This window comes from Bradyrhizobium sp. USDA 4354 (assembly GCF_054060315.1).
Genome location: NZ_JBSSDC010000001.1, coordinates 1,718,439 through 1,743,844, shown reverse-complemented (window position 1 = coordinate 1,743,844; position 25,406 = coordinate 1,718,439). Strand labels below are relative to the sequence as shown.

The 25,406-nt window shown below is 64.2% G+C and carries 23 protein-coding genes and 1 pseudogene; 12 read left to right on the top strand and 12 right to left on the bottom strand.

The features are described from left to right. Positions 1-194: 194 nt before the first annotated feature. On the bottom strand, positions 195-1,151 hold the full coding sequence (locus tag ACVIIV_RS08200; protein WP_456743736.1) for a homocysteine S-methyltransferase family protein: 957 nt from the start codon (positions 1,149-1,151) through the stop codon (positions 195-197). 232 nt (positions 1,152-1,383) lie between these two features. On the opposite strand from ACVIIV_RS08200, the gene ACVIIV_RS08195 reads away from it, so the two are divergent. Beyond that, complete coding sequence (locus tag ACVIIV_RS08195; protein WP_456743735.1) at positions 1,384-2,019, top strand: TetR/AcrR family transcriptional regulator; 636 nt, start codon at positions 1,384-1,386, stop codon at positions 2,017-2,019. A 122-nt stretch (positions 2,020-2,141) separates the two neighbouring features. Here the strand turns inward: ACVIIV_RS08195 and argG are convergent, their stop codons facing one another. The 6 genes from argG to ACVIIV_RS08165 all read right to left on the bottom strand — a co-directional run bounded on the left by argG (position 2,142) and on the right by ACVIIV_RS08165 (position 8,249). Beyond that, positions 2,142-3,479, bottom strand: coding sequence for an argininosuccinate synthase (argG, locus tag ACVIIV_RS08190; protein ID WP_456743734.1), 1,338 nt, complete (start codon positions 3,477-3,479; stop codon positions 2,142-2,144). A 93-nt stretch (positions 3,480-3,572) separates the two neighbouring features. After that, entirely contained in the window at positions 3,573-4,349 is a 777-nt protein-coding gene (locus ACVIIV_RS08185) for a phosphatase PAP2 family protein (protein WP_456743733.1), read from the bottom strand. A 241-nt stretch (positions 4,350-4,590) separates the two neighbouring features. After that, positions 4,591-5,085: a hypothetical protein gene (locus ACVIIV_RS08180; RefSeq protein ID WP_456743732.1), complete on the bottom strand. Its 495-nt coding sequence runs from the start codon at positions 5,083-5,085 to the stop codon at positions 4,591-4,593. A 133-nt stretch (positions 5,086-5,218) separates the two neighbouring features. After that, on the bottom strand, positions 5,219-6,421 hold the full coding sequence (gene rlmN / locus ACVIIV_RS08175; RefSeq protein ID WP_456743731.1) for a 23S rRNA (adenine(2503)-C(2))-methyltransferase RlmN: 1,203 nt from the start codon (positions 6,419-6,421) through the stop codon (positions 5,219-5,221). Positions 6,422-6,624: 203 nt separating this feature from the next. Beyond that, a complete protein-coding gene (locus ACVIIV_RS08170) occupies positions 6,625-7,293 on the bottom strand; it encodes an invasion associated locus B family protein (RefSeq protein ID WP_456743730.1) in 669 nt (222 codons plus the stop codon). A 116-nt stretch (positions 7,294-7,409) separates the two neighbouring features. Next, positions 7,410-8,249 carry an SDR family oxidoreductase gene (locus ACVIIV_RS08165; protein ID WP_456743729.1) on the bottom strand — a complete coding sequence of 280 codons (840 nt, stop codon included), beginning with the start codon at positions 8,247-8,249 and terminating at the stop codon, positions 7,410-7,412. A gap of 220 nt (positions 8,250-8,469) precedes the next feature. On the opposite strand from ACVIIV_RS08165, the gene ACVIIV_RS08160 reads away from it, so the two are divergent. The 3 genes from ACVIIV_RS08160 (at position 8,470) to ACVIIV_RS08150 (ending at position 11,966) form a co-directional block, all read left to right on the top strand. After that, entirely contained in the window at positions 8,470-9,444 is a 975-nt protein-coding gene (locus ACVIIV_RS08160; protein ID WP_225113194.1) for an NADPH:quinone oxidoreductase family protein, read from the top strand. A 484-nt stretch (positions 9,445-9,928) separates the two neighbouring features. Further along, positions 9,929-10,789: a hypothetical protein gene (locus tag ACVIIV_RS08155; RefSeq protein WP_456743728.1), complete on the top strand. Its 861-nt coding sequence runs from the start codon at positions 9,929-9,931 to the stop codon at positions 10,787-10,789. Between the two features lie 19 nt (positions 10,790-10,808). Further along, on the top strand, positions 10,809-11,966 hold the full coding sequence (locus ACVIIV_RS08150; RefSeq protein WP_456743727.1) for a TAXI family TRAP transporter solute-binding subunit: 1,158 nt from the start codon (positions 10,809-10,811) through the stop codon (positions 11,964-11,966). 160 nt (positions 11,967-12,126) lie between these two features. Here the strand turns inward: ACVIIV_RS08150 and ACVIIV_RS08145 are convergent, their stop codons facing one another. Next, on the bottom strand, positions 12,127-12,510 hold the full coding sequence (locus tag ACVIIV_RS08145; protein ID WP_456743726.1) for a YkvA family protein: 384 nt from the start codon (positions 12,508-12,510) through the stop codon (positions 12,127-12,129). A 99-nt stretch (positions 12,511-12,609) separates the two neighbouring features. Further along, positions 12,610-12,900, bottom strand: coding sequence for a 4a-hydroxytetrahydrobiopterin dehydratase (locus tag ACVIIV_RS08140; protein ID WP_456743725.1), 291 nt, complete (start codon positions 12,898-12,900; stop codon positions 12,610-12,612). A 152-nt stretch (positions 12,901-13,052) separates the two neighbouring features. Here ACVIIV_RS08140 and ACVIIV_RS08135 point away from each other — a divergent pair, with 152 nt between their 5' ends. Both ACVIIV_RS08135 and ACVIIV_RS08130 read left to right on the top strand, forming a co-directional pair. Next, complete coding sequence (locus ACVIIV_RS08135) at positions 13,053-14,498, top strand: TAXI family TRAP transporter solute-binding subunit (protein ID WP_456743724.1); 1,446 nt, start codon at positions 13,053-13,055, stop codon at positions 14,496-14,498. Between the two features lie 182 nt (positions 14,499-14,680). Next, the gene (locus tag ACVIIV_RS08130) at positions 14,681-16,222 is read left to right on the top strand and encodes an alkaline phosphatase D family protein (protein ID WP_456743723.1); all 1,542 of its coding nucleotides are present in this window, start codon (positions 14,681-14,683) and stop codon (positions 16,220-16,222) included. A 3-nt stretch (positions 16,223-16,225) separates the two neighbouring features. Here ACVIIV_RS08130 and ACVIIV_RS08125 read toward each other — a convergent pair whose 3' ends face one another. Continuing rightward, on the bottom strand, positions 16,226-16,609 hold the full coding sequence (locus tag ACVIIV_RS08125) for a response regulator (protein ID WP_456743722.1): 384 nt from the start codon (positions 16,607-16,609) through the stop codon (positions 16,226-16,228). A 174-nt stretch (positions 16,610-16,783) separates the two neighbouring features. Here ACVIIV_RS08125 and ACVIIV_RS08120 point away from each other — a divergent pair, with 174 nt between their 5' ends. The 6 genes and pseudogenes from ACVIIV_RS08120 to ACVIIV_RS08095 all read left to right on the top strand — a co-directional run bounded on the left by ACVIIV_RS08120 (position 16,784) and on the right by ACVIIV_RS08095 (position 23,583). Continuing rightward, on the top strand, positions 16,784-17,548 hold the full coding sequence (locus tag ACVIIV_RS08120) for a Crp/Fnr family transcriptional regulator (protein ID WP_456743721.1): 765 nt from the start codon (positions 16,784-16,786) through the stop codon (positions 17,546-17,548). 92 nt (positions 17,549-17,640) lie between these two features. Beyond that, positions 17,641-18,357 (top strand): prolipoprotein diacylglyceryl transferase family protein, encoded by a 717-nt coding sequence (locus ACVIIV_RS08115; RefSeq protein ID WP_456748686.1) that lies wholly within the window; start codon positions 17,641-17,643, stop codon positions 18,355-18,357. Next, positions 18,338-19,771, top strand: coding sequence for a radical SAM protein (locus ACVIIV_RS08110; RefSeq protein ID WP_456743720.1), 1,434 nt, complete (start codon positions 18,338-18,340; stop codon positions 19,769-19,771). The genes ACVIIV_RS08115 and ACVIIV_RS08110 overlap by 20 nt, the downstream gene beginning before the upstream one ends. Then, positions 19,768-20,064 (top strand): hypothetical protein, encoded by a 297-nt coding sequence (locus ACVIIV_RS08105; protein ID WP_456743719.1) that lies wholly within the window; start codon positions 19,768-19,770, stop codon positions 20,062-20,064. Before ACVIIV_RS08110 ends, ACVIIV_RS08105 begins: the two co-directional genes overlap by 4 nt. A 239-nt stretch (positions 20,065-20,303) precedes the next feature. Then, entirely contained in the window at positions 20,304-22,130 is a 1,827-nt protein-coding gene (gene typA, locus ACVIIV_RS08100) for a translational GTPase TypA (protein ID WP_456743718.1), read from the top strand. 204 nt (positions 22,131-22,334) lie between these two features. Then, a pseudogene (locus ACVIIV_RS08095) lies at positions 22,335-23,583 on the top strand (flavin monoamine oxidase family protein). Positions 23,584-23,675: 92 nt separating this feature from the next. Here ACVIIV_RS08095 and ACVIIV_RS08090 read toward each other — a convergent pair. Further along, positions 23,676-24,083 (bottom strand): thiol-disulfide oxidoreductase DCC family protein, encoded by a 408-nt coding sequence (locus ACVIIV_RS08090; RefSeq protein ID WP_456743717.1) that lies wholly within the window; start codon positions 24,081-24,083, stop codon positions 23,676-23,678. After that, on the bottom strand, positions 24,083-25,402 hold the full coding sequence (locus ACVIIV_RS08085; protein ID WP_456743716.1) for a DoxX-like family protein: 1,320 nt from the start codon (positions 25,400-25,402) through the stop codon (positions 24,083-24,085). Before ACVIIV_RS08085 ends, ACVIIV_RS08090 begins: the two co-directional genes overlap by 1 nt. Between the last annotated feature and the right edge of the window lie 4 nt (positions 25,403-25,406).

Here is a 25,406-nt window from a genome sequence, read left to right as displayed (position 1 = left end):
AATCCCGTTCCGGTAGAAACAGCAAGCGTAGCGATCGAGAATGACACCGTCATTAAGTCACGTATCGCCCGGCCGGGTGGCGAAGGGCCTCACCCCAAAGCGTTGAACGCATGTCCGCCCATCATGGCACGGCCAAGCCGAGACGAGACCGGCAAAGGGAAAGGCCGGGAGCGCTCCCGGCCATTTTATTCGTATCACGCAGTCAACGCTTCTGACGGCAGGCATGCCTCGCAAACGGCGGCGACATGCCGGTGATCGGTGCCGCAACAGCCGCCCAGGATCCGCATGCCCGGGAACGCGCGCCGGAGCGAAAGGTAACGGCGGCCGAGATCGACGGGATCGCCGCTGTCGAGCGTCTCCGACTCGTCGAGCTCGGCATGGCTCTTGGTCGACGCATTGGCTCTGACGCCGTGAATGCGCTGGACCCATGCCTCGCCGCCCGCGAGTGCCCCCTCGAAATGGGCCGGATGCGCGCAATTGATCAGGAAATATTCACAAGCACGTTCCGTTGCATTGTCGACAGCTTCAATCGCTTCGCGCAGGGACTCTCCCCTGACCAGGCGACCATCCGTCTCGACCGTGAAGGAGATCGCGACCGGAATCTCCTGTCTCTTGGCCGCGCGCACCACACCTACGGCCTCGTTGATGCTGTTCAGCGTGAACGCGGTCACCATGTCGGCGCCTGCCTCGACGAAGGCCGCGATCTGAGCCGAGTGATAGGCTTCCGCCTCCGCCGCGTCCATGTTGCCGGCCTTGTAGCCGTCGCCTCGCGGCCCGATCGCGCCACTGATCACGCAGGGCGCGCCGGAGGTCTCCCATTGGCCGCGCAATTCTTCCAGAAAGCGGATGGAGCGCATATTGACGGCCTTGAGCGCAGCTGCATCGTAGCCGAGCTTGGCGGCCCAATCGGGGTTGGCGCGCCAGGTCGGGCTGTCGAGCACGAAGCCGAGCCCATGCTGCCGCGCAATACGAAGATAGGCTTCATAGTAACGTTTCAAATGCGCGCGACCATCCGCGCTGTCGAGCAGCACGAATGCCGCGAAATGAGGCAGCTCCAGCCCCTCGTGAAAGATCAGGGTGGTTTCCATGCCGCCATCGGTCAGGAAAATGCCGCCGCGGTGCTGCGGCAGGCCGTGTCTGTATCTGGCCATTGATCGCTCCATCATTTGCACGGGCCGCTCTCATCGTTCGGTCGCGTCGTGCCCGCCCTCGGTCTGGGGCCATTGGTGCCGCATAATGTCGCGCTGCTCTAGAAGCCTGATGGTGCGGCTGAACTTCTACCTGCAAACAGATGACAAATCAGAGGCTTGCGCGAGGCTCTCGGATTAGGCGTTTGCCGCGCGCGGCGGATTCCGCACCTTTGGTGTGGTTTTGGAGGAGCCGATGGGAAAGGGCGAAGCGACGCGGGGACGCATTCTCGAGATCGCGGAAGCGGCGGTGCTCGCAAAAGGCTTCGCCGCGACGTCGATCGACGAGGTCATCGCCGAGGCCGGCCTCACCAAGAGCGGTTTCTTCTATCACTTCAGGGACAAGAACGCGCTCGCGCGGAAGATGCTGCGTCGCTACGTCGAGACGAACGATCGGCTGTTCGACGAAATCTTCAGGCGGGGACGCGAGCTTTCGGACGACCCGCTTCAGTCCTTCCTGATCTCCCTGAAACTACTCGCCGAGACCATGGCCGATCTGCCCAACGGCCATCCCGGCTGCCTGATCGCCAGCATCTGTTATCAGGAGCGCTTGTTCGACCACGAGGTTCGCGACCTGACCGCGCAATCAGTCAGGAGCTGGAATGCGCATTTCCGCGCGATCCTCGATGGCATCGCCGCGGTCTATCCGCCGCGCGATGCCATCGACCTCGACGATCTCGCCGAGATGATCTCGTGCGTCGTGGACGGCGCCATCATCATGTCGAAGACGCTCAACGACCCCAAGCGGCTGGAGCGACAAATCCTGCTGTTCCGCAGCTGTGTGAAGCTGGTATTCACCCCGACATCGACAAGGCCGTCGATCGGTTCCTAAAGCGCGATGAGATCAGGATGAATCGTCATCGCGCTTTAGGTTATTGTTTGAGCATGATCTTTTCGGAAAACCGCTGCACGCTTTTCCGGATCATGCTCTAGCCCGATCGGGCCGACAAGCCATCAACCCTTGTCGCTTTCGAGCCGGAAGATCTGCGAGCCTTCGCTTCCCGAAAGCAGGCCCGTGTCGCTGTAGAGCTTCAGCTTGGTGCGGGTGTCGGCGATGTCGAGGTTGCGCATGGTGAGCTGGCCGATGCGGTCGGCCGGCGTGAAGGCAGCGTCCTCGACCTTCTCCATGCTGAGCCGCTCCGGCGCATAGGTGAGGTTGGGGCTTTCCGTGTTGAGGATCGAATAGTCGTTGCCGCGGCGCAGCTCGAGCGTGACCTCGCCGGTGACGGCGCGCGCGACCCAGCGCTGCGCAGTCTCGCGCAGCATCAGCGCCTGCGAATCGAACCAGCGGCCCTGATAGAGCAGGCGGCCGAGACGCATGCCGCTGATGCGGTACTGCTCGATAGTGTCCTCGTTATGGATGCCGGTGACGAGGCGCTCATAGGCGATGTGGAGGAGCGCCATACCGGGCGCCTCGTAGATGCCGCGGCTCTTGGCCTCGATGATGCGGTTCTCGATCTGGTCGCTCATGCCGAGGCCGTGACGGCCGCCGATCGCGTTGGCTTCGAGGAACAGCGCGACGGGATCGGAGAAGGTCTGCCCGTTCAGCGCCGTGGGCTGGCCTTCCTCGAACCGCACCACGACCTGCTCGGCCTTGACGTTGCAGTCGTCGCGCCAGAACGGCACGCCCATGATCGGGTTGACGATCTTGATGCCGCTGTCGAGGCTTTCGAGATCCTTCGCCTCATGCGTGGCGCCGAGCAGGTTGCTGTCGGTCGAATACGCCTTCTCGGCGCTCATCTTGTAGGCGAAGCCCTGCGCGGTCATGAACGCCGACATCTCGGCGCGGCCGCCGAGCTCGTCGATGAACTGCTGGTCGAGCCAGGGCTTGTAGATCTTCAGGCCGGGATTGGTGAGCAGGCCATAGCGGTAGAAGCGCTCGATGTCGTTGCCCTTGAAGGTCGAGCCGTCGCCCCAGATGTTGACGCCGTCTTCCTTCATGGCCGCAACCAGCATCGTGCCGGTGACGGCACGGCCGAGCGGCGTGGTGTTGAAATAGGTGATGCCGCCGGTGGAGATATGGAAGGCGCCGGACTGGATCGCGGCAATGCCTTCGTGAACGAGCTGCGTGCGGCAATCGACGAGGCGCGCCTTCTCGGCGCCGAACTCCGTCGCCTTGCGCGGAATCTCGTTGTAGTCGGCCTCGTCGGGCTGGCCGAGATTGGCGGTGTAGGCGTAGCAGCGCGCGCCCTTCTGCTTCATCCAGAGCAGCGCCGCAGAGGTGTCGAGACCGCCCGAAAAAGCGATGCCGACTTTCTCACCCTTGGGCAGGCTTTTCAGGATCGTGGTCATGGCGCGTCCAATCGGTCTCAAGTAGCTGATGTTGTTTGTGGCTCGAGGGCGGCGAATAACAAATTTCGCACGCCTCGGCACGCATTTAATGGCTCAAACCGACGGCTCGGGACCGGTCTTGCGGCCGAACAGGCGCTGGCGGAGCCGGTAGGCGGGCATGTTCAGCCGGGTCAGGGCGGCATCGACCGCTTCGTCCGAGAACCGCGTCCGCGGCCAGCGGTAAATCAGCGCGTAGGCGAACCAGATCACGACGAAGGTGACGAGGCCGGCGATGGAAACGTCGGTGAAGAAATGGCCACCAAAGGCCATGCGCAGCCCACTGGTCAAGGCGCCGAACACCACGGCGGCAGTATAGGCGAGCGGCCGCCACGGCGGCGGCGCCAGCGCGGCCGGCGCGAGCGTCCAGAATGCCGTCGCCCCTTCGCCGGAGAAGAACGAGCAGTTGCGTCCGCAGGCGCCGCGCGGATCCCACCACGGCACGAATTGCTGATCGCCGGCAAACTCGGTCACCACCACCGGACGCGGACGGCCCCAGTAGTTCTTGAACGTCAGGTTGGTCAGGATGCCGGCCGACATGGTCAGCGTCACCAACAGGAAGATGACGGTGCGCCCCGGCACCAGCAGCGGCCGGTCGGGCCGGATCATCTTGACCACGAGCGCGACGATCGAGGGCAGCGCGAATGCCCAGGCGATCCACATCGCCGCATCGCGCGCAAAGCCGGCCCACTCGTTCAGCTTGAGCGGGAACGTCTTGGTCGCGGGGTCGAAGAACAGCGCAGCGAGCTTGAGATCGAGCTCGGGGTAAACGCCGAAGACGACGCCGATCACGAGCCACAGCGCCAGGGCGATGAAGAGTCCAGTCCGGTTCATGGCGCGCGGTTTAGCGGAGTGGGGAGAAGATGAAAACCCCAACGGAGGTGCCATCCTCCCCTGGAGGGGGAGGATCGATCGCGCGAAGCGCGAGCGAGGTGGGGTGAAGCCGCGCAAATAGTCTCTCGACTGTCCGCAAACTTGAATCCTCAACACCGCCGTCGCCGATAGTCTGTCACCCCACCCCGGATCGCATCGATGATGCGATCCGACCCTCCCCCTCCAGGGGAGGGTCAGCAAGTCATCGCGCATCCGGCCTGGAGTTCGACGGCAGTGGCGGGGGCGGTTTGCGCGGAGGTAGCGGCTCGCGCCAGGCGCCGGCGTTGCGGCCGGCGATCAGCCAGTAGACGACGCCTGCGACGATGCCCGCGCCGGTCATGATCTCCAGGTGACGCCGCACGATACCCTCGAACTGAAACGTGTCGGCGTGAAAGGGAACGAGGCCGAGATAACAGGCGAGCCCGACAAGGCCGCCGCCGACGGCATAAGCGAGCGCGCTGCGAATGTAGAGCGCTTCGGTGATGGCGACGATCACCGCCGCCGGCACCAGTGCAAAGCCCGAGACGAAGATGAAGCCGAAGCCGAGCAGGATATCGATCGTCCCCTGATCGACGGGACCCGCACCAAGATCGGCGAATTCCGGAAACAGCAGCGCGACGACGACGATCATGCCGCCGACGAAACAGGCGGCGAGGAAGCCGATGAAGATGACGACGAGGCGGCCGATCAGGGACATGACAAAAATGTCAACTCAGTCGTCATTGCGAGGAGCGCAGCGACGAAGCAATCCAGACTGCCGCCGCGGAGATATTCTGGATTGCTTCGCTGCGCTCGCAATGACGAGGATGCGAGAGCGCGGGCATGACAAACTAATCCGTCATCGCCATGGCGCGCAGCGCCTGGCGCTCCCGGGCCGAGAGCTTTTCGGTCTCCGATTTCAGCTGGCCGCAGGCGGCGAGGATGTCGCGGCCGCGCGGGGTGCGCACGGGCGAGGAATAGCCGGCGTTGAAGATGTATTCGGAGAACTTTTCGATCTGGTCCCAGTCCGAGCATTCATAGGCGGTGCCGGGCCAGGGATTGAACGGGATCAGGTTGATCTTGGCGGGAATGCCCTTGAGCATCTTCACCAGCAGCTTTGCATCGTCGAGCGAATCGTTGACGCCCTTGAGCATCACATATTCGAAGGTGATGCGGCGCGCGTTGGAGGCGCCGGGATAATCGCGGCAGGCCTGCAGCAGCTCCTTGATCGGGTATTTGCGGTTGAGGGGCACCAGCTCGTTGCGCAATTCGTCGCGCACGGCGTGCAAGGAGATCGCGAGCATGACGCCGATCTCCTCGCCGGCGCGCACGATATTCGGCACCACGCCCGAGGTCGAGAGCGTGATGCGGCGGCGGGAGATGCCGATGCCTTCATTGTCGCCGACGATCAGCAGCGCGTCGCGCACCGCGTCGAAATTGTAGAGCGGCTCACCCATGCCCATCATCACGATGTTGGTGACGCGGCGCGTGCCGTCCTCGCGATCGGCCCAATCATTCAGGCGATCGCGCGCGACCATCACCTGCCCGACGATCTCGCCGGCGGTGAGATTGCGCACCAGGCGCTGCGTGCCGGTATGGCAGAAGGCGCAGTTCAAGGTGCAGCCGACCTGCGAGGAGACGCAGAGCGTGCCGCGATCGGTCTCGGGGATATAGACGCACTCGACCTCATGCGCCTTCTGAACATTGTCGCCGCTCGGCAGCCGCAGCAGCCATTTGCGGGTGCCGTCGTTGGAGATCTGCTCGGCCACGACTTCGGGCCGGTCGACGGTAAAGTGCTGGGCGAGATCGGCGCGAATGCCCTTCGAGATTGAAGTCATCTCGTCAAAGCTCTGGGCACCGCGGAAATAGATCCAATGCCAGAGCTGCTGCACGCGCATCTTGCGCTGGGCCGGCGCGACCCCGATCTCGCCGAGGCGGTCGGCAAGCTCGCTGCGCGACAGACCGATGAGCGACGGTTTTGCCGGCGGCACGTAGGTTTCGAGCGGAGTCTTCTCCACCAGGATTGCGTTGTGCGGCTCGGTCGTCGGTTGCATTCAATGGACCTAATGGCTTGGTTGTTCCGGGATGGTCCGAAGGGATCGCGAAGCGACCCTGGGGACCAGACCCGGAACCTCGAGATTCCGGGTTCGATGCTGCGCATCGCCCCGGAATGACGGAAAAACTTGGAACGGTCCCTATATAGCAAGCGGAACCGCCGATTGCGACCTTAACGCCCGCAGTCTTAACGTCGGCGGTCTTACCGCTTGCAGTCCTGCGCGATCTTGTCGAGCGCCTGGGCGAGGCCCTTCAGCGAGAACGTGTCGGTCGTCTCGGTGCCCTTGGCCGAGACGCCCTTGACCACGAGATCGGCGGATTTGCGCATGGCTTCGACCATCCGCTCCTCCTCGGCCGCGTTCTTGATCCAGAGGCCGTCGCCCTGCGTGTACATGGCATAGGAGGCGCCCCCGACCTCGACGGTCGATTCCGAGCCCGGCTTCAGCGCATAGCCGATCATGACCGAGACTTCGTTGTTCACCTTCTCGGCCGGCCGGGTCGAGACGAAGGCATAGGCGGGATCGCGCGGCCGATTCGGCGGATTGGTCTTCGACGAGGAGGGCTTTGCCAGCGCGAAGCAGACCTTCTTGCCGTTCGGCGCCGCCGAGTATGCCCCCCAGGTACCGAACTGCCCGATCAGGGTCGGCTCCGCGCCGCCGGCAACCGCCGGGGGCGGGGCCGCCGGTTTGCTCTCTGGCTTCGAGGCCGCCTTTGCGGTCGTGTTGGCCGGCGGCGCGGCCGGCTTCGGTGCAGTCTCTTTCGGTGCAGACTCTTTTGGAACGGACTTGGGCGCCGGCTGCGCCCACGCGGAATCGGCAATTCCCCCGGCCATGACGCCAGTCATCAAAGCTAAAATCAGCACCCGCCACATGCTGGACTGGTTCCCTCAATATTGTGACTGGAAGATGGCCCGGCCGCGCGTTGTCCCCGGGCAGGGATAGCCGGGAAAGTCCAATTTGGGAAGGCAGTTAGCGGTATCGGCGGCGGCTAGGCTTTGGATCGCTCAGCGCGTTGCTCGGCCCATTGCGTCTCGGTCCAGCCGAGCAAATCCTCGGCGCCGGAACTGCGCAAATGCGCGCCACCGTCGATCACCACCATCTCGCCATTGATATAGGCGGCGCGGTCCGAGACCAGGAAGCTGGCGAGGTCGGCAAGCTCGCCGTGCTCTCCGGTCCGGCCCAGCGGGTTGCGCGCGGTCCAGCCTTCGTCGCGGCCCTCGGGGCGGAGCTGCCCCGACGCGCCCGCGGTCGGGAACGGGCCCGGCGCAATGGCGACGGTGCGGATGCCTTTCGGCCCCCATTCCACCGCGAGGCTCTTGGTCATCGCCAGCAGCGCCGATTTCGCCATTGCCGACGGCACCGTGAAGGCGCGGCCGGTGATGGTGGAGGTCGAGAGGATCGACAGCACGACGCCACCATGCTTGTCCGCGATCCAGCGCCTGCCGGCGGCGAGCGTGCAATACATCGCGCCGTGCAGCGTCGGCGCCAGGATCGCATCCGCGGCGCGGAAGGAGAGATGCTCGCTCTGCGCAATGAAGGTGGCGGCGGCATTGTTGACGAGGATGTCGAGCGGCGCCTCGCGCCAGATCGCATCCATCATGCTGTCGACGGCCGCACCGTCGCGGATATCGCAGGCGATCGTCGCGACCTTGCCGCCGGTCTCTTCGCGCATGTCGCGCGCGGTTGCCTCAAGCCGGTCGAGCTTGCGGCCGCAGATCACGAGCTCGGCGCCGAGCGCAAGGAAGCGACGTCCCATCGCGGCGCCAAGGCCCGAGCCACCGCCGGTGACGAGGATGCGCTTGTGCTTGAGCAGGCTTGTTTCAAACATCGTTTGAATCCTTTCTCCGCGGATTTCGTCATTGCGAGCGCAGCGAAGCAATCCGGACTATTTCCGCAGGACGAATTCTGGATTGCTTCGCTGCGCTCGCAATGACGGGAGGATAGGTCTGTGCATCGCTTTGGGCAAAGAATCCGGATTGTCGCCACGGCCTAAATCCGGCAGAAACGACCCAACTATAATTCCACTCGAAACGCCTCAAGGTGCCGCCATGAAAGCCATCCTCTGCTCGCAATATTGCCAGCCCGACGATCTCGTGCTGACTGAGGTGCCGGATCCGGTGGCGGGTCCCGGCGAAGCCGTGATCGCGATCAAGGCGGCGGCGCTGAACTTCTTCGACATCCTGATGATCCAGGGCAAGTACCAGATCAAACCGCCGTTCCCGTTCTCGCCAGCGGCGGAGGTCGCGGGCGTGATCGAGAGTATCGGGCCCGGCGTCACCGACCTGAAGGTCGGCGACCGCGTGGTGGCATCCTGCGGCCACAACGGCGCACGCGAGAAGATCGCATTGCCAGCGGCATCGATCGTGAAGATTCCGGACAATCTCGACTATGACCGCGCGGCCGGCATCATCATCATCTACGGCACCGCGCTGCATGCGCTGGAAGATCGCGCCAGCCCCAAGCCGGGCGAGACGCTCGCGGTGCTAGGTGCGGCCGGCGGCACCGGCCTTGCCGCCTGCGAGCTCGGCAAGCTGATGGGCCTGAAGGTGATCGCCTGCGCTTCCTCGGACGAGAAGCTCGAATTCGCCAAGGCGCATGGCGCCGAGCTGACGCTGAACTACGCCAAGGAAGATTTGAAGGAAGGCCTGCGCAAGCTCACCGGCGGCAAGGGCGTCGACATCATCTTCGATCCGGTCGGTGGTGCTTACGCCGAACAGGCGCTGCGCTCGATCGCGTGGGAAGGCCGCTTCCTCGTGATCGGCTTTGCCGCGGGCGACATTCCCAAGATGCCGCTGAACCTCGCGCTGCTGAAGGGCTGCGACATCCGTGGCGTGTTCTGGGGCGCCTGGACGCGGCTGAACCCGGCGAAGAACCGCGCCAATCTCGAGAAGCTCGTGAAGTGGACCGCGGAAGGCAAGATCTCCTCGCATGTCGACCGCACCTTCCCGCTGGCGCAAACCGCCGATGCGCTGAAGGTGCTCGCGGGACGCCAGGCCATGGGCAAGGTGATCCTGCATCCGTGATCGCAACTTCATCGCGACGCCGCTTCAGCATACTCAACTGTCGTCGCCCGGCTTGACCGGGCGATCGAGCATTCCAGATAGCCCAGTGATTTAGCCGAGAAGCCGCGGCGTACTGGATGCCCCGGTCCCGGCTCCGCTAGGCTACGCCGGACCTACGACGGCGCTCGAGCCGGCGAAGCTTCAGCGAAGACGGCAAGCCGGGGCATGACAGCTGACTTTCATGACAGCTGACTTTCATGGCACGCCGCTCGCACGCCGTCATTTGGTAAAGTCTCATCAACCACTGCTGGCAAGTTTGCGGTGCATTCCGCAACCTCGCCCGAATCAAACCCAAAATTTTCCCGATTCGTCCCAACCGTCGTCGCTTTTTGGGCTGATTCAAATTGCGATTTACCGGCTCCAGTTTGCTGGGCGCTCCTGGACAACAACAAAAAAACTGAAACCGGTATGCCCCGCGTTGTGTCAGTCCAGGGGGAGCATCACCATGGAGACGACGGCGTACCGCCCGTCCAGGGAATCAAGGGCCTTCGATTCCGATCCAGCCGCATCACATACATCCACCGCATCCTACATCCGTGCGCGCGCCGCACGGATCGATCTGTCGCCGGACGATCCAATACCACTGTTCCTGTCCGATCCGCTCGGTGCGCCGAACCCGGATGAATATACCCCGCTGGAGTTGCGGCCCCGGGGCAGAATTGTCCCGCGCGTTCTTGCGAGCGTTCTCGCAGCCGTTCTGGTGGCATCCAGCCTGGCAATTCTGGCCGCGCTGTTTCAGTCCGACCTTCGCGGCATCTTCGCCGCCGTTGGCTCGGCGGGCATCGCGCTGGAGCAGGCGGCGGCCTCGGCCAGCGCGCCGGCCGTACCGCAGTCTCCGCGCAAGGATCCGGGGCGCGTGGCCGACGCAACGCTCGCGAGCGCTGACGCGCAGGATCTCCCTGCATCGTCACCGCCGAGCCGCGAAGCGATCGCGACCGCCTATCAGACCGCGCTGCAAGCCCAGACGCCTGTGCCTCAGCCCGCACCGGTGACCACACCGCCTGCGTCCCCTCCGCCCGCGAGGACGCTCGACGCCGACACGGTGGCCGGGCTGATGGCGCGCGCGAAGAGCCTCCTGACGGTCGGCGATATCGTTGCAGCGCGCCTGTTGCTCGAACGCGCGGCCAACGCTCAGGATGTGACAGCGGCGTTTCTGCTGGCCCAGACCTATGATCCGGCCGTGCTGGGCACCAGCGACGCGCGGCGCATCGCCGCCGATGCGACCGCTGCGCGCGACTGGTACGAGAAGGCCGCGGCACTCGGATCGACGGAGGCGCGGCAGCGCCTCGCCCAGCTTCAGAACTAGTACTTTTTTAGAGGATATCATGCATAACGCTTTGAAAATGGCGCTTGCCGCCATCATGACGATCTGTGCCTTCGCGGCACGTGCTGAGCAGCAGACCGAATACGATCCGGCCAAGGTCTCCGACAGTCTGAAGGCCATCTTCCAGTTCGGCTCGACCTCGACCAAGCAGGCGCTGAACGCCAACACCGTCACGCTGATCACGGGCACGATTGGTGGCACCTATGTGCAGTTCGGCGCCGACCTCGCCTCGGTGCTCGACGACGGCAACAAGATCCGCGTGCTGCCGATCGTCGGCCGCGGCTCGGTGCAGAGCGTCGCCGACATCCTGTTCCTGCAAGGCGTCGATCTCGGCATCGTCCGCGCCGACACGCTCGACTATCTCGAGCGCAAGGGCTTCGCCAAGGATATCAAGAAGCAGTTCACCTATGTGACGAAACTCTACAACGAGGAGATGCAGGTGATCGCGCCGAAATCGGTCGCGACCCTCAAAGATCTCGAAGGCAAGACGGTCAGCGTGGACCTGCCCAACGGCGGCACCTTCGTCACAGCGCTCACCGTGTTCGAGCGGCTCGGGATCAAGGCGAAATTCGCCTATGTCGAGCAGCGCATCGCGATGGAGAAGCTGAAGGCCGGAGAGATCGACGCCGTGATCGTGGTCGGGGGCAAGCCGTACAAATCGGTCTCGACCTTCGGCAATGACGGCCGTTTCCATCTTGCGAAGGTGGACTATGCAAAGCCGCTGCAGAGCGACTATCTGCCGGCAACCCTGACTGCGAAGGACTATCCGAACCTGATCAAGGAGGGCGAGAGCGTCGACACGATCGCGGTGCCTGCGGTGCTCGCGGCCTATAGTTGGGCGCCCAACACCGAGCGCTATCGCAAGCTCGCGCTGTTCGTGGACGCGTTCTTCACGAAATTCACGGCGCTGCAGAACCCGCCCTTCCATCCCAAGTGGAAGGAGGTCTCGCTGGCGGCGCCGCTATCCGGCTGGAATAGATTGCCGGTGGCGCAGCAATGGCTCGACAAGCACGGCATCGAGCCGGTGACACGGCAGCGCTTCGAGGCGTTCCTGAAGCAGAGCCCTGCGGCCGCGAAGGTGTCCGACGCGGACAAGGAGACGCTGTTCAGGCAATTCCAGGCGTGGGACGCGGAGAAGGCGCGGGCGGAGAAGAAGTAGCGAGCTTCATCCTCACATTCGCTGTCATCGCCCGGCTTGACCGGGCGATCCAGTACTCCGTGACGCAGTGATTGAATCGAGAAGCCGCGGCGTACTGGATGCCCGGTCAAGCCGGGGCATGACAGAATGGGGTGGCTACGGCGTGCCGCCGACGCCTCGCCTACTCCGCCGTCTCCTTCTCACCCACCCCGCGCTTCAGCGCAGCGCGGGCGGCTTCGCGATGCTCGTTCGTGATGTGGCCGGCAACCATGCGGATGGCGGTGGCGAGCACGGCGGCGTCATCGGCGAAGCCGAGGATCGGCATCACGTCCGCGACGAAGTCGAACGGCAGGATGAAATAGGCGATCGCACCTAGCAGCGAGGCCTGAACGTGGCGCGGCGTCTGCCGGTCGAACGCACAGTAATAGGCGGCAAGCAAATCTTCCGCGAACGGCAGCTGCGCGGCGACACGCTTCAGCTTGCGCCAGAAGCGGCGGCGCACGCTCTCGCGATCTTCCGCGAGCCGATCGGCCGGCTCGAAGCCGACGCTGTGCTCGGCGGCCATGCTCAAATGCTCCCGTTCTGCCGGAGGCGGCGGATCGCCCCATCCCGGCTGATCACAAGATGGGGATGCGGCCGGTCCCTGCAAGACGTCAGCTTGATGTCAGCCCGCGATGGCGTTCATCGCCCTGGCCAGCGCCATGTCGCGTGCGGTGACGCCGCCCGCGTCGTGGGTCGACAGCACCACCTCCACCGTCTTGTAGACGTTGCGCCATTCCGGGTGGTGGTCCATCTTCTCGGCGACCAGCGCGGCGCGGGTCATGAAGCCGAACGCCTCGTTGAAATCCTTGAAGACAAAGGTCTTCCCGATGGCGTCGCGGCCTTGGACTTCGGTCCAGCCCGGTAGTCCGCCCAGCGCCTGCTTGCGCGCCTCCGCCGAGAGCCGTTCTGCCATGGTCGTCTCCGTCCTCTAAGGGGAACTTTACTCTAACACCGCCCCGGCGCCCGGGTTCATACGGGATTTCCTGCATCCGCTAACCATGACGGAGATGTAACCCCGCCGGACAAGAAATTTGCTACAATTGCCGGCGTAAATCGCCGGCGAAGATGAAACTGAGCCTGAAGCGCCTGTTTGGGAGATCGATGACCGGGGGATTGGACCTGGCCGAAACGCCCCCTCCGCCTTCGCCGCGATCCGCGGCGCGGAAGACGGCGCTCGTGTCTCTGGCACTCGTGCTTGCGATCATCGGCGCACTGGCCGGCGGCTATTACTTCGCGATGCGCCCCGTGACCCTCAAGATCGCGGTCGGCCCCGCCAACAGCGACGACGTCAAGGTCGTGCAGACGCTGACGCAGGCCTTCACCCAGAGCAAGGGCCAGGTGCGGCTGCGGCCGATCCAGACTGACGGCGCCACGGCCAGCGCCAACGCGCTCGCGGAAGGCAAGGTCGATCTCGCCATCGTGCGCGGCGACCTCGACGTGCCGAAGAACGCGCAAGCGGTCGCGACCCTGCGCAAGAACGTCGTGGTGCTGTGGTCCGTGCCGGGCAAGGGTAAGAAGCGGGGCCCAAAAATCACCAAGGTGGCGCAGCTCGCTGGCCATCGCGTCGGCGTGGTCGGCCGCACCCAGGCCAACGTCAACCTGCTCAAGGTGATCCTCCAGCAATATGGCGTCGATCCCGCCAAGGTCGAGATCGTGCAATTCCCGGCGAACGAAGTGGCCGAGGCGATCAAGGCGCAGAAGGCCGATGTCTATCTCGCGGCCGGCCCCGTCAACAGCAAGATCACGGCGGACGCGATCGCCGCCTCCACCAAGGATTTCGGCGCGCCCACCTTCCTCGCGATCGATTCGGCGGACGCGATTGCGCAAAACCATCCGGTCTACGAGGCGTCCGAGATTCCCGCCGGCACCTATGGTGGCTCGCCCGCCCGCCCGGAGGACGAGGTCAAGACCATCAGCTTTTCGCACCACATCGTGGCGCGCAAAAGCGTGTCCGAAACCATCATTGCGGCGTTCACACGCCAGCTCTTCGCCGTGCGCCAGCAACTGGTTACGGAATTCCCGCTGGCGGCGAAGATCGAAACGCCCGATACCGACAAGGATGCGGTGATCCCGGTGCATCCGGGTGCGGCCGCCTTTGTCGACGGTGAAGAGAAGACCTTCCTCGACAAATACAGCGATTACATCTGGTGGGGCCTGATGGCGCTTTCCGCCATGGGTTCGATCGGCGCCTGGTTCGCCGGCTATCTGAAGAAGGACGAGCGCGACAGCAACAATCATCAGCGCGAGCGTCTGCTCGACATGATCTTGGCGGCGCGCAAGTGCGAGACGACCGAACAGCTCGACCAGATGCAGACCGAGGCTGACGACATCCTGCGCGATACGCTGCGCTGCTACGATCACGGCGCGATCGATGAAGGCGCGCTCACCGCCTTCAACATCGCACTCGACCAGTTCCACTCCGCAGTCGCCGACCGCAAGGCGGTGCTGATCAGCCTGCCGCAGAACCTGCAACGCGCAGGCGCGCAATTCCGGGCCGCCGGCAACGCGTGAGCGCTTGCGCGCGTTATTGCTGCGTCATATTGTCTCAATATAGCTTCCGCAGTCATTCCGGGATGGTCCGAAGGACCAGACCACAGGTGCGCAATTGCGCACCGGGGAATCTCGAGATTCCGGATTCGCGCTTCGCGCGCTCCGGAATGACAGCGAAAGACGCGCCAGCCAGCGAGCCAGCCATGAACATCAAATTCTCCCGCCGCCGTTTCCTCGCGACCGGCGCCGGCGCCCTCGGGGCCATCGCAATGCCCTATCTGTCGCGTGCCGCGGACCGGCCGGCGGTCACCCATGGCGTGCAGGCGGGCGACGTCACGGTCGACGGTGGCGTGGTCTGGGCGCGCGCCGACCGTCCATCGCAGATGCTGGTCGAGGTGGCGACGACTGATACGTTCAGGGATGCCCGCACGCTGCCGCCGATCGCCGCGCTGCCCGAGAGCGATTTCACGGCAAAGATGCTGGTTGAAAATCTTCCGGCCGGCCAGGACATTTTTTACCGCGTCCGCTTCCGCGACCTCTCGCACAGCGCGGTCGAGGGCGAGCCGGTGGTCGGCCGCTTCCGCACCGCGCCGGCCGACCGCCGCGACGTCAGCTTCGTCTGGGGCGGCGACGTCGCAGGGCAAGGCTGGGGCATCAACCCGGACGACGGCGGCATGTCCACCTTCTCCGCGATGCGCAAGCACCGGCCGGATTTCTTCCTGCATTCCGGCGACACCATCTATGCCGACGGTCCGATCCAATCCGAGGTGAAGCTTGCCGACGGCAAGATCTGGAAGAATCTGACCATCCCGGAGAAGGCCAAGGTTGCCGAGACGCTGGACGAGTTTCGCGCCGCGCACAAATACAATTTCACCGACGACAACCTCCGCGCCTTCAATGCGGAGGTGCCGGTCTTCGTGCAGTGGGACGACCACGAAGTCACCAACAACTGGTCGCCGTCGAAAGAGCTGCCGGCCGCCTACAAGGTGCGCGACATCTCGCTGCTCGCGGCCCGCGCGGGCCGCGCCTTTCACGAGATGTACCCGATGCGCGAGAGCATCATCGAGCCCGGCCGCGTCTATCGCCGGATCTGCTACGGCCCGCATCTCGACGTGTTCGTGCTCGACGAGCGCAGCTATCGCGGCCCGAACGGCGCCAATCTCGAAACCGCCTACGGTCCCGCCAGCTATTTCCTCGGCCCGGACCAGATTGCCTGGCTCAAGCGCGGCCTTTTGAATTCGCGCGCGACATGGAAGGTGATCGCGTCAGACATGCCGATCAGCCTGATCGTCCCGGACACGCCGAAGGGCGGCTCGGAGGCCGTCGCGCAAGGCGACGGCCCGGTGCGTGGCCGCGAGCTCGAGATCGCCGACATCCTCCGCTTCATCAAGATGGCGCCGATCAGCAACACGGTGTGGCTGACGGCGGACGTGCACTACGCCGCGGCGCATTACTACGATCCGAACAAGGCGCAATTTCAGGATTTCGAGCCGTTCTGGGAATTCGTCTCAGGTCCGCTACATGCCGGCACATTTGGTCCAAACGCGCTCGACAACACCTTTGGCCCCGAGGTGCGCTTCGTCAGGGCGCCTGGCAAGGACAGCCAGAATCTGCCGCCGTCCGCGGGCATGCAGTTCTTCGGTCACGTCAAGATCGACGGCGCCTCCGGTCAGATGACGGTGACCCTGCGCGACCGCGCCGACGTCGCGCTGTGGTCGACAACGCTCGATCCGAAGCAAGGCTGATCGCTAATTGGCGGCGCGCAGCTTAAGCGCCGCCTCCAGCGCGTCGCTCGAGCATGGCTTCTGCAGCCGCGGCCGGCCTACCAGTTCGGCCGGAATGCGCGCCTCAGCGCCGTAACCGGTGACGAAAACGAACGGAACCTTCAGCGCGATCAGCCGCTCGGCGATCGCAAAGCTCGTCTCGCGGATCAGCTCGACATCGAGCAGCGCGAAGTCGGGCGTACGCTTCGCGATGGCGTCCAGCGCCTGCGTCACCGAACCGACGGTCCGCACACCGGTCACACCGAATCCGAGCAGGCGGTCCTCGAAATCGATCGCGATGATCGGGTCATCCTCGACGATCAGAACATCGGCGGGCCAGCCTGAGCCATTGGAATGTGCGGGTGCCATAATCGCATCTTGGTTGGGATTTTCGGATCAGGGTCGCCGCGACACGATGCCTGCGCTCAGCGCGGAAGGTTCCCGGAACGAAACTCATCACATCATCGTTCTTCAGTCTGTCCACTTGTGCACAAAGGGGCTGGATGGAACTCGCTAAGGTGGGAGGAAGGACGGGAGTTCAAGATGGATGCGCTTATCGGCAAAGTCACCGAGGTCGAGAGCCGGCCGGCCAACAATCTGCTGCGGCGTTTGAGTCAGGCCGACTACGGTCTCCTGGCGCCGCACGTGACCATCGAGGACTCCGCAGCAGGCCAATTGCTCTACAATCCCGGCGATGACGTGCAGGTCGTCCACTTCCCCTGCGGACCGTCACTTGCGACTTTCCTCGTCCCCAACGAGGACGGCCGCGACGTCGAAACCATTCTGGTCGGCCGCGAAGGCGCGGTGGGCGGCATCGTCAGCGAGGGATTTCTGCCGGCCTATACCCGGATCTGCGTGAAATTCGGCGGGCCGTTTGCGCGCATTCACGTGGTCAAGCTGGAAGCCGCCAAGCTGCGCTCGGCGTCACTGCGCAACATCTTTGCCCGCTATGCCGATTGCATGCTGGCCCAGATCTTCCAGTCGACTGCCTGCAACGCGATCCACTCGATCGAACAGCGTACCGCCAAATGGATCTTGGCGGCGATGGAGCGGACCGGCAACGAGACCAGCGTGCCGCTGACCCACGAACAGCTCGCGACGCTGCTCGGCGTTGGCCGCAGCTATGCCAGCCGCGTGCTCCAGTCGTTCAGGGCCGACCGGATCCTCGACACGAGGCGCGGTTCGATCCTGGTTCGCAACCGCGATGGCCTGAGGCTGCGCGCATGCCTGTGCAATGACGCCGTGAAGATGCATTTCGAGGAGGTGCTGCGCGGTGTCTATCCGACGGAGGAGCGGGAGGCCGGGTAGCGGCCGGATCTTGATGCCCTCTCCCACAAGGGGAGAGGCGCAGTAATGCGCATCGCGCTTTTTTGAGCGTGACCGTGCTATACTCTCCCCGCATGGGCGGGGCTTTGCTTCACACTCTCTTCGACGTCGCAGCGTGGCTGGCGGCCGCGGCGGCCGTCTACTGGCTGACACGACAAGGCTTGCGGTTTCCGGCGCAATCCTTCGAGCTGCCCTATATCGCCGCGCTGGTTTTCGGTGCCGGTCTTGGCGCCTATCTGTTCGGCTCCGCCAATTTGTGGCTGTCGGGCCAGAGCGGCATTGCGCGCTCGGTCGAGGGCGCGCTGGCTGGCGGCATCGTGGCGATCGAGCTCTACAAATGGACCGCCGGGATCAGGGTGCGAACCGGCGCGCGGTTTGCGCTGCCGCTGGCGCTCGGCATCGCGATCGGCCGGGTCGGCTGCTACTTCGCGGGCCTCGACGATTTCACCTATGGCACGCCGACAGCGCTGCCCTTCGGCCATGATTTCGGCGACGGCGTTCTGCGACATCCCGTGCAACTCTACGAGAGCGCAGCCATGACCGCATTCGCGCTCATGTATGTGCTGGCGGTCTTGAACGGGAATACGTTCACGATCACCAATGGTTTCTACCTGGTGCTCGCCTATTACGGAGCGCAACGCTTCCTATGGGAATTCCTCAAGCCCTACGGCACGTTGATCGGCCCCCTCACCGTGTTTCACCTGCTGTCGCTGTCCATCCTGCTCTACGCCGCTTTCATGCTGGCGACGGCGCCCAAAGCGAGATCCCTGCATGAACGCGCCGTTGCGTAAGTCGCGTCCCTACATCTTCTGGGGCCAGACCCAATCCCTCTGCGAGACCTGCCTGAAGCTGGTGCCGACCAAGATCCAGATCCAGGGCAACGAGGTCTGGTACGAGAAGCGCTGCAGGGAACATGGCATGCAATCGACGCTGGTGTCGACGGATGCCACCTATTGGCGCCTGTGCAAGGATTTCATCAAGCCCGGCGACCGCCCGCTGCAATTCCAGCAGCGGACCGAATTCGGCTGCCCCTATGATTGCGGCCTCTGTCCCGACCACGAGCAGCATTCCTGCCTGGCGCTGATCGAGATCACCGAGCATTGCAATCTCACCTGCCCGGTCTGCTTCGCTGAATCTTCGCCGGCACGAACGAAATTCACTCCGCTTGCGACGGTGGAGAAGATGCTCGACGCGCTGGTTGCGAGCGAAGGCGAGCCCGATCTCGTGCAGATTTCCGGCGGCGGCGAGCCGACGCTGCATCCTGATTTCTTCGAGATCCTGGCGGCCGTGCGCGCCCGCCCGATCCGCCATGTCATGATCAACACCAACGGCCTGCGCATCGCCCGCGAGAAGGATTTTGCGGCGCGGCTCGCCGAGAACAGGCGCGGGCTGGAGGTCTATCTCCAGTTCGATTCGCTCCAGCGCGATGCGCTGATCGATCTGCGCGGCGCGGATTTGCGCAAGATCCGCCAACAGGCCCTCGAGAATCTCGAGCATCATGGCGTATCGACCACGCTGGTCGCGACCATCAAGCGCGGCGTCAACGACGCCGAGATCGGCGACATCGTACGCCACGCACTGACCTGGAAATGCGTGCGCGGCGTCACCTTGCAGCCGGTGCAGGATGCCGGCCGCAACGAGAATTTCGACAAGGCCACCGACCGCATCATGCTGTCGGAGATTCGCAAGCGCGTGGTCGAGACCGGCGTGTTCGGCGACAAGGACATGATCCCGCTGCCCTGCAATCCCGAGAGCATCTCGATCGGCTATGGCCTGCGCAACGGCGAGAAGGTGCTGCCGCTGACCTCTCTGATTCCGCAGGAGCAGCTGGTTGCGGTGATGCCCAACACCATCAGCCCGGAAAAATATCCGATGCTGCGGGAGAAATTCGTCGATCTGTTCTCGCTGTCGTCGGGGCCCCTCAACACCAGCGAGCGCGTCTGCGAACTCTTGTGCTGCCTGCCGAGCTTTCAGGTGCCGCAGGGTCTCACTTACGAGAACGTCTTCCGCGTCACCATCGTGCAGTTTCTCGACCGCTTCAATTTCTGCGTTGGCAACGTCAAGCGCAGCTGCATCCATTTCGTGACCGAGCAGGGCGCGATCATTCCGTTCGACACCTACAATTTGTTCTACCGGAACGGACAGATCGACGGCATCCGGGCCGGATTGGCGGCGCAGTCGAGCGAAGGAGTCTTGCAGGCATGAGCAGCAGCGACACACCTCCGCCGGCGCGCCCATCTCGGCCGCCTCCTCCGCCGATGCAAAAGCGCAGCGGCTGCCTGACCGCGCTGATGGCGATGTTCGGGATCTTCATGCTGCTGCCGGGCCTCTGCGCGCTGCTGTTCGGAGGAATGTCGGTGGTCGAGGACGGGCGGATCGGCGCCGACATGGCACCGTTGGTTTTTCTGGGCGTGGTCATCGGCATCGGAGGGGTCGTTCTGATCTGGGCGGCGATCAAGGGGCGAAAGGCCCCCGCCGATCCAGGAACCCAGCCTTAAGCCCCGGAAATTCCCGGACAAAATTCAGTCAACCAACGGCCAAAGAACACATTGTTTTTTGGCCGTTTTTGCATATATTGCGCCGCAACGCGCAGGGCGCCCGGTCTGATATGGCCGGGCTTCCTTTTTGGGCGCAAAGCGCCCTGTTTCCAGTCTTCCAGCGTTGTTTCGAGAAGAGGTCCCGGTCTGACCGGCGAGATCGCGCTTAACCCATTGTTCGACCGCAAAGAAGCTCACTCATGAACCTTCGTAACGTCGCCATCATCGCCCACGTCGACCACGGCAAGACGACCCTGGTCGACCGCCTCCTGCAGCAATCCGGCACGTTCCGCGAGAACCAGAAGGTGACCGAACGCGCCATGGACTCCAACGATCTGGAGCGCGAGCGCGGCATCACCATCCTGGCCAAGGCAGCCTCGGTGCAGTGGAAGGACACCCGGGTCAACATCGTCGATACCCCCGGCCACGCCGATTTCGGCGGCGAGGTCGAGCGCATCCTCAACATGGTGGACGGCGCCCTGGTGCTGGTCGACGCCGCCGAAGGCCCGCTGCCGCAGACCAAGTTCGTGGTCTCCAAGGCGCTCAAGGTCGGCCTGAAGCCGATCGTCGTCATCAACAAGGTCGACCGCCCCGACGCGCGCCCGACCGAGGTCATCAACGAGGTGTTCGACCTGTTCGCGGCGCTGGATGCCAGCGAGGAGCAGCTCGACTTCCCGATCCTCTACGGGTCGGCCAAGCAGGGCTGGATGGCCGAAAGCCCGGAGGGTCCGAAGGACAAGGGCATGGAGCCGCTGTTCGACCTGATCCTGCGCCACGTCGCGCCGCCGAAGGTCGAGGAAGGTCCGTTCAAGATGATCGGCACCATCCTGGAGGCCAATCCCTATCTCGGCCGCATCATCACCGGCCGTATCTCGTCCGGCGTGCTGAAGCCGAACCAGCAGGTCAAGGTGCTGAACGCCGACGGCAAGCTGGTCGAGTCCGGTCGTATCACCAAGATCCTGGCGTTCCGCGGCCTCGAGCGCACCCCGCTCGATGAAGCCGAAGCCGGCGACATCGTCGCCATCGCGGGCCTCACCAAGGGCACCGTCGCCGACACCTTCTGCGATCCGACCGTCGAAGTGCCGCTGCCGGCGCAGCCGATCGATCCGCCGACCGTCTCGATGTCGTTCATCGTCAACAACTCCCCGCTCGCCGGCACCGAAGGCGACAAGGTGACGAGCCGCATGATCCGCGACCGTCTCTTGCGCGAAGCCGAGGGCAATGTCGCGCTGCGCGTCGTCGAATCCGCCGACAAGGACGCGATGGAAGTGTCGGGCCGCGGCGAACTCCAGCTCGCGATCCTGATCGAGACCATGCGCCGCGAAGGCTTCGAGCTCTCGGTGTCGCGCCCGCGCGTCGTGTTCCAGAAGGACGAGGCCACCGGCGCCACCATGGAGCCGATCGAGGAAGTCGTGATCGACGTCGACGAGGAGCATTCCGGCGTCGTCGTGCAGAAGATGAGCGAGCGCAAGGCTGAGCTGATCGAGATGAAGCCGTCCGGCGGCAACCGCCAGCGCCTGGTGTTCTACGCGCCGACCCGGGGCCTGATCGGCTACCAGGGCGAATTGCTGACGGATACCCGCGGCACCGCGATCATGAACCGCCTGTTCCACGGCTATGCGCCGTACAAGGGCGAGATCCAGGGCCGCCGCAACGGCGTCCTGATCTCCAACGACCAGGGCGAAGCGGTGGCCTATGCCATGTTCAAGCTGGAAGACCGCGGCCCGATGATGATCGAGCCGGGCTGGAAGGTCTATCGCGGCATGATCGTCGGCGAGCACACCCGCGACAACGATCTCGAGATCAACGTGCTCAAGGGCAAGCAGCTCACCAACATCCGCACCACGTCGAAGGATGAAGCCGTGCGCCTGACCCCGCCGATCCGCATGACGCTGGAAAAGGCGCTCGCCTATATCGAGGACGACGAGCTCGTCGAGGTCACCCCGAAGTCGATCCGGCTGCGCAAGAAGCACCTCGACCCGAACGAGCGCAAGCGCGCGGAAAAGGCCAAGGAAGCGGTGGCGTAAGGCCGCCGCTGTCTCGTGCCCCGGACACAGCGCAGCACGATAGTGATGCGCTGCTGAGCCGGGGCCCAGATACTCTCAGCACCCACGCATCACCTTGGGTCCCGGCTGTGCGCCGCACCGCTGCGCGCTGCAGCGCGTCCGGGACACGAGAGCTGCATACCTGACTGGCTTCAGCACACCCCCCGAACGTGCTAGAGCCCGCCCATGACCTCCCTCCCCTCCTCCGTCAACGTCGCAATCATTGGCGCTGGCGCTGCCGGCCTCGGCGCCGCGCATGCGCTGGCGGGCTCCAGCCTCGCCGTGGTCGTGCTGGAGGCGCGTAACAGGCTCGGCGGCCGCGCCTGGACCGTGCAGGCTTCGCCAGAGGTGACGTTCGACGTCGGCTGCGGCTGGCTGCATTCGGCGGACAAGAATTCCTTCGTGCCGATCGCACGGCAGCTCGGTTTCGAGCTCAACAAGGACCTGCCGCCCTGGCGCGAGCGCGCCTATGGCAATGCCTTTCCGCAAGAAGAGCGCGACGATTTCATGCGCGCGATGGACGTGTTCTATGAGCGTCTGTGGGAAGCGGCGCAGAAGGGCAAGGACGAACCCGCAAGCTTGAGCCTCGAGCCCGGCAATCGCTGGAATCCGATGATCGACGCGATCTCGACCTATATCAATGGCTGCGAGCTGAAAGGACATGTCCACATTGGACTGGAACGCCTATGAGGACACGAACCTCAATTGGCGCGTCCGTCGCGGCTATGGCGCGCTAATTGCGGCCTATGGCGCGCCCTGCCCGATGACGCTGAACTGTAACGTCACGCTGATCGACCATTCCGACAAGCGCATCCGCATCGAGACGTCGCGAGGCACGCTGACTGCCGACAAGGTGATCGTCACCGTGCCGACCAATCTGATCGCCGCTGAGACGATCCGCTTCTCGCCGCCGCTCCCCGCCAAGGTCGACGCCGCCGCCGGCCTGCCGCTCGGCGTCAACGACAAGGTGACGCTGGCGCTTAGCGATGCCGAATCCTTCCCCAAAGAGGGCAACCTGCGCGGCGCCACCATGCGCACCGAGATGGGAACCTACCACATCCGCCCATTCGGCCAGCCCTGCATCGAAGGCTTCTTCGGCGGCAGCTTTGCCCGCGAGCTGGAAGACGCCGGCGACGGCGCCATTGCCGCGCACAGCATCGATGAGATCGCGGGCTTTCTCGGCAACGACATCAGGGGCAAGCTGAAGCCGCTCTGCGAGTCCGGCTGGGCGCGCGATCCTTTCGCGCGGGGTTCCTATTCGCACGCGCTGCCCGGCCACGCGGGGGATCGCGCGGTGCTGGCCGCGCCGGTGGATGGACGATTGTTCTTTGCTGGAGAGGCGACGTCGCCAACCTTCTTCACGACGGCGCATGGCGCGCGGGACAGTGGGGAGCGGGCGGCGGGGGAAGTACTGGCGGCCCTGGGCGAGCCGTAACCAGGAGCTCCGTCATTGCGAGCGCAGCGAAGCAATCCAGAATCTTCGCGCGGCGGTAGTCTGGATTGCTTCGCTACGCTCGCAATCACCAACTACTCGATCACCCGCGCTCGCAGATCTGCATCCGGCACGAAGCACGCATCGTACTTGCCGAAAATGCGATAGCGGTTGCGCGCGACAAGACTGTAGACGGAGTCCCGCAGCGGCTTCGGCACCGCGAATAGTACGCGCACCCAGCTCCAGCCGGGAAGCTGCGACAGCACGGTCAGCGCCGCATCGGACTTCATAAAGATCTCGCCGCCATGGACCACGGCGTTGGTGTCGGGGTCATCTGGGTCGATGCCGAACGTTCGCGCCAATCGCGCCCCATAGTCCGACTGAATTGGCGTGAACCGAAACTGTTTCGCGGTATCGCGCTTGGCGACGAAGCGTACCCAACGCGAGCAGAAGATGCAGACACCGTCGAACAGGATCACGTCGTCGTCGGGCCAATTGGGCATCAGCGATTGTCCAGCATCAGGAGCGCAACCAGCATCAGCACGATCGCCGGCGCGGTCTTCACCAGCGCACCAAGCGGTTCGATCCAGAGGTCGGGCGTCAGGATCGCCGCGCCGAACATGTAGCCGAGCGAGGCAATGATGCCCGCAGCCAGCCCGATCGCCGCGGTGCGGCGGAAGGCGATCAGCACGCCGATGCTCATGTCCATCAGGCTGGTGCCGATGGTAATGGGATCTACCAGCGCGGACGGGAAGTTGTGTGCAGTCAGAATTCCAGCGGCAGCGTGGTAAGATACGAACAAGGCGATGAAGCCCGAGACGATCCAGAATGCGACCAGGCTCGCGAGGATGAGCGCCTTGGTCAGAAACAGGCGCGCGAACCATTTGTCCTGGATGGTGGCGGGATGGCGACCGACCACATCGGCCAGCGTCTTCGGCGCGATGCCCGTCGCGGCGATCCACGCCGAGGGATCGCCTCGCACGCCACGGCGCAGCTCGGCGATGGCCGTCGAGCGCATCGGCGGCATCCAGCCAAGGTAACTGGCGACATCGCCGATTTTCGCGCCGAGATCGAGCAGGAAGGACGGCATCGAGATGCGCGGCCAACCTTCGGTGCCGAAGGCATAGCGAAACGGCTTGATGACACCGGCCATGGTGACCGGTTCGGCCTGCATCAGGTCCCAGCTCACCGCCTTCACGGAGGCGTCGTCGACGTCGCGTGCGGCGACCCAGGCGATGGTCGCCGAAATATCCTCGACCGCGACGGGTTGGAATGGCGTTGCCATTTCCTTGGCCGGCAAATCGACCGGGAAGGCAGCAAGCGCGCGGAGCATGGCGCTGCCACCATAGGCTGACGGTGCGACCACGAAGCCGGCACGGAGGATGGCATGGGGAATGCCGGAGGCCGCGATCAGGTGCTCGGCCTCGCGCTTGGTCGTGGCGAAGGCGGTGCGATCCGCCTCAGCGGTTCCAGGGATCGAGATATGCACCAGCCGGATTGTGCGACCGCTGCCGCCGATCGCCTGAAGCAGCCGCGCGACGAAATTGCGATGCACGGCACCGGTGTCACTGCCGGGACCATCCTGGAGCACGCCGCAGCAATTCACGACGACATCCACGGTGTGCTCGCTGAGGAGACGCGTCAGCGCAGCCACATCGAGCGAGAGGATCGGCCATTCGACGTCCAGGGCGCTCATCCTCTGCGCCGAGGACAGGCTGCGTGCCACGCCGACGACGCGAAAACCACGTGCACGCAGATCGTCGGTGACGAAGCGGCCGATCAGGCCGGAGGCGCCGAGCACCAGAATGGTTCGCTCACTCATGGAT

What these genes read in the sequence shown, in the direction of transcription:
- ACVIIV_RS08200 (WP_456743736.1), bottom strand. Translation starts at nt 1,151, where the DNA reads ATGGCCAGATACAGACACGGCCTGCCGCAGCACCGCGGCGGCATTTTC.
- ACVIIV_RS08195 (WP_456743735.1), top strand. Translation starts at nt 1,384, where the DNA reads ATGGGAAAGGGCGAAGCGACGCGGGGACGCATTCTCGAGATCGCGGAA.
- argG (WP_456743734.1), bottom strand. Translation starts at nt 3,479, where the DNA reads ATGACCACGATCCTGAAAAGCCTGCCCAAGGGTGAGAAAGTCGGCATC.
- ACVIIV_RS08185 (WP_456743733.1), bottom strand. Translation starts at nt 4,349, where the DNA reads ATGAACCGGACTGGACTCTTCATCGCCCTGGCGCTGTGGCTCGTGATC.
- ACVIIV_RS08180 (WP_456743732.1), bottom strand. Translation starts at nt 5,085, where the DNA reads ATGTCCCTGATCGGCCGCCTCGTCGTCATCTTCATCGGCTTCCTCGCC.
- rlmN (WP_456743731.1), bottom strand. Translation starts at nt 6,421, where the DNA reads ATGCAACCGACGACCGAGCCGCACAACGCAATCCTGGTGGAGAAGACT.
- ACVIIV_RS08170 (WP_456743730.1), bottom strand. Translation starts at nt 7,293, where the DNA reads ATGTGGCGGGTGCTGATTTTAGCTTTGATGACTGGCGTCATGGCCGGG.
- ACVIIV_RS08165 (WP_456743729.1), bottom strand. Translation starts at nt 8,249, where the DNA reads ATGTTTGAAACAAGCCTGCTCAAGCACAAGCGCATCCTCGTCACCGGC.
- ACVIIV_RS08160 (WP_225113194.1), top strand. Translation starts at nt 8,470, where the DNA reads ATGAAAGCCATCCTCTGCTCGCAATATTGCCAGCCCGACGATCTCGTG.
- ACVIIV_RS08155 (WP_456743728.1), top strand. Translation starts at nt 9,929, where the DNA reads ATGGAGACGACGGCGTACCGCCCGTCCAGGGAATCAAGGGCCTTCGAT.
- ACVIIV_RS08150 (WP_456743727.1), top strand. Translation starts at nt 10,809, where the DNA reads ATGCATAACGCTTTGAAAATGGCGCTTGCCGCCATCATGACGATCTGT.
- ACVIIV_RS08145 (WP_456743726.1), bottom strand. Translation starts at nt 12,510, where the DNA reads ATGGCCGCCGAGCACAGCGTCGGCTTCGAGCCGGCCGATCGGCTCGCG.
- ACVIIV_RS08140 (WP_456743725.1), bottom strand. Translation starts at nt 12,900, where the DNA reads ATGGCAGAACGGCTCTCGGCGGAGGCGCGCAAGCAGGCGCTGGGCGGA.
- ACVIIV_RS08135 (WP_456743724.1), top strand. Translation starts at nt 13,053, where the DNA reads ATGAAACTGAGCCTGAAGCGCCTGTTTGGGAGATCGATGACCGGGGGA.
- ACVIIV_RS08130 (WP_456743723.1), top strand. Translation starts at nt 14,681, where the DNA reads ATGAACATCAAATTCTCCCGCCGCCGTTTCCTCGCGACCGGCGCCGGC.
- ACVIIV_RS08125 (WP_456743722.1), bottom strand. Translation starts at nt 16,609, where the DNA reads ATGGCACCCGCACATTCCAATGGCTCAGGCTGGCCCGCCGATGTTCTG.
- ACVIIV_RS08120 (WP_456743721.1), top strand. Translation starts at nt 16,784, where the DNA reads ATGGATGCGCTTATCGGCAAAGTCACCGAGGTCGAGAGCCGGCCGGCC.
- ACVIIV_RS08115 (WP_456748686.1), top strand. Translation starts at nt 17,641, where the DNA reads ATGGGCGGGGCTTTGCTTCACACTCTCTTCGACGTCGCAGCGTGGCTG.
- ACVIIV_RS08110 (WP_456743720.1), top strand. Translation starts at nt 18,338, where the DNA reads ATGAACGCGCCGTTGCGTAAGTCGCGTCCCTACATCTTCTGGGGCCAG.
- ACVIIV_RS08105 (WP_456743719.1), top strand. Translation starts at nt 19,768, where the DNA reads ATGAGCAGCAGCGACACACCTCCGCCGGCGCGCCCATCTCGGCCGCCT.
- typA (WP_456743718.1), top strand. Translation starts at nt 20,304, where the DNA reads ATGAACCTTCGTAACGTCGCCATCATCGCCCACGTCGACCACGGCAAG.
- ACVIIV_RS08090 (WP_456743717.1), bottom strand. Translation starts at nt 24,083, where the DNA reads ATGCCCAATTGGCCCGACGACGACGTGATCCTGTTCGACGGTGTCTGC.
- ACVIIV_RS08085 (WP_456743716.1), bottom strand. Translation starts at nt 25,402, where the DNA reads ATGAGTGAGCGAACCATTCTGGTGCTCGGCGCCTCCGGCCTGATCGGC.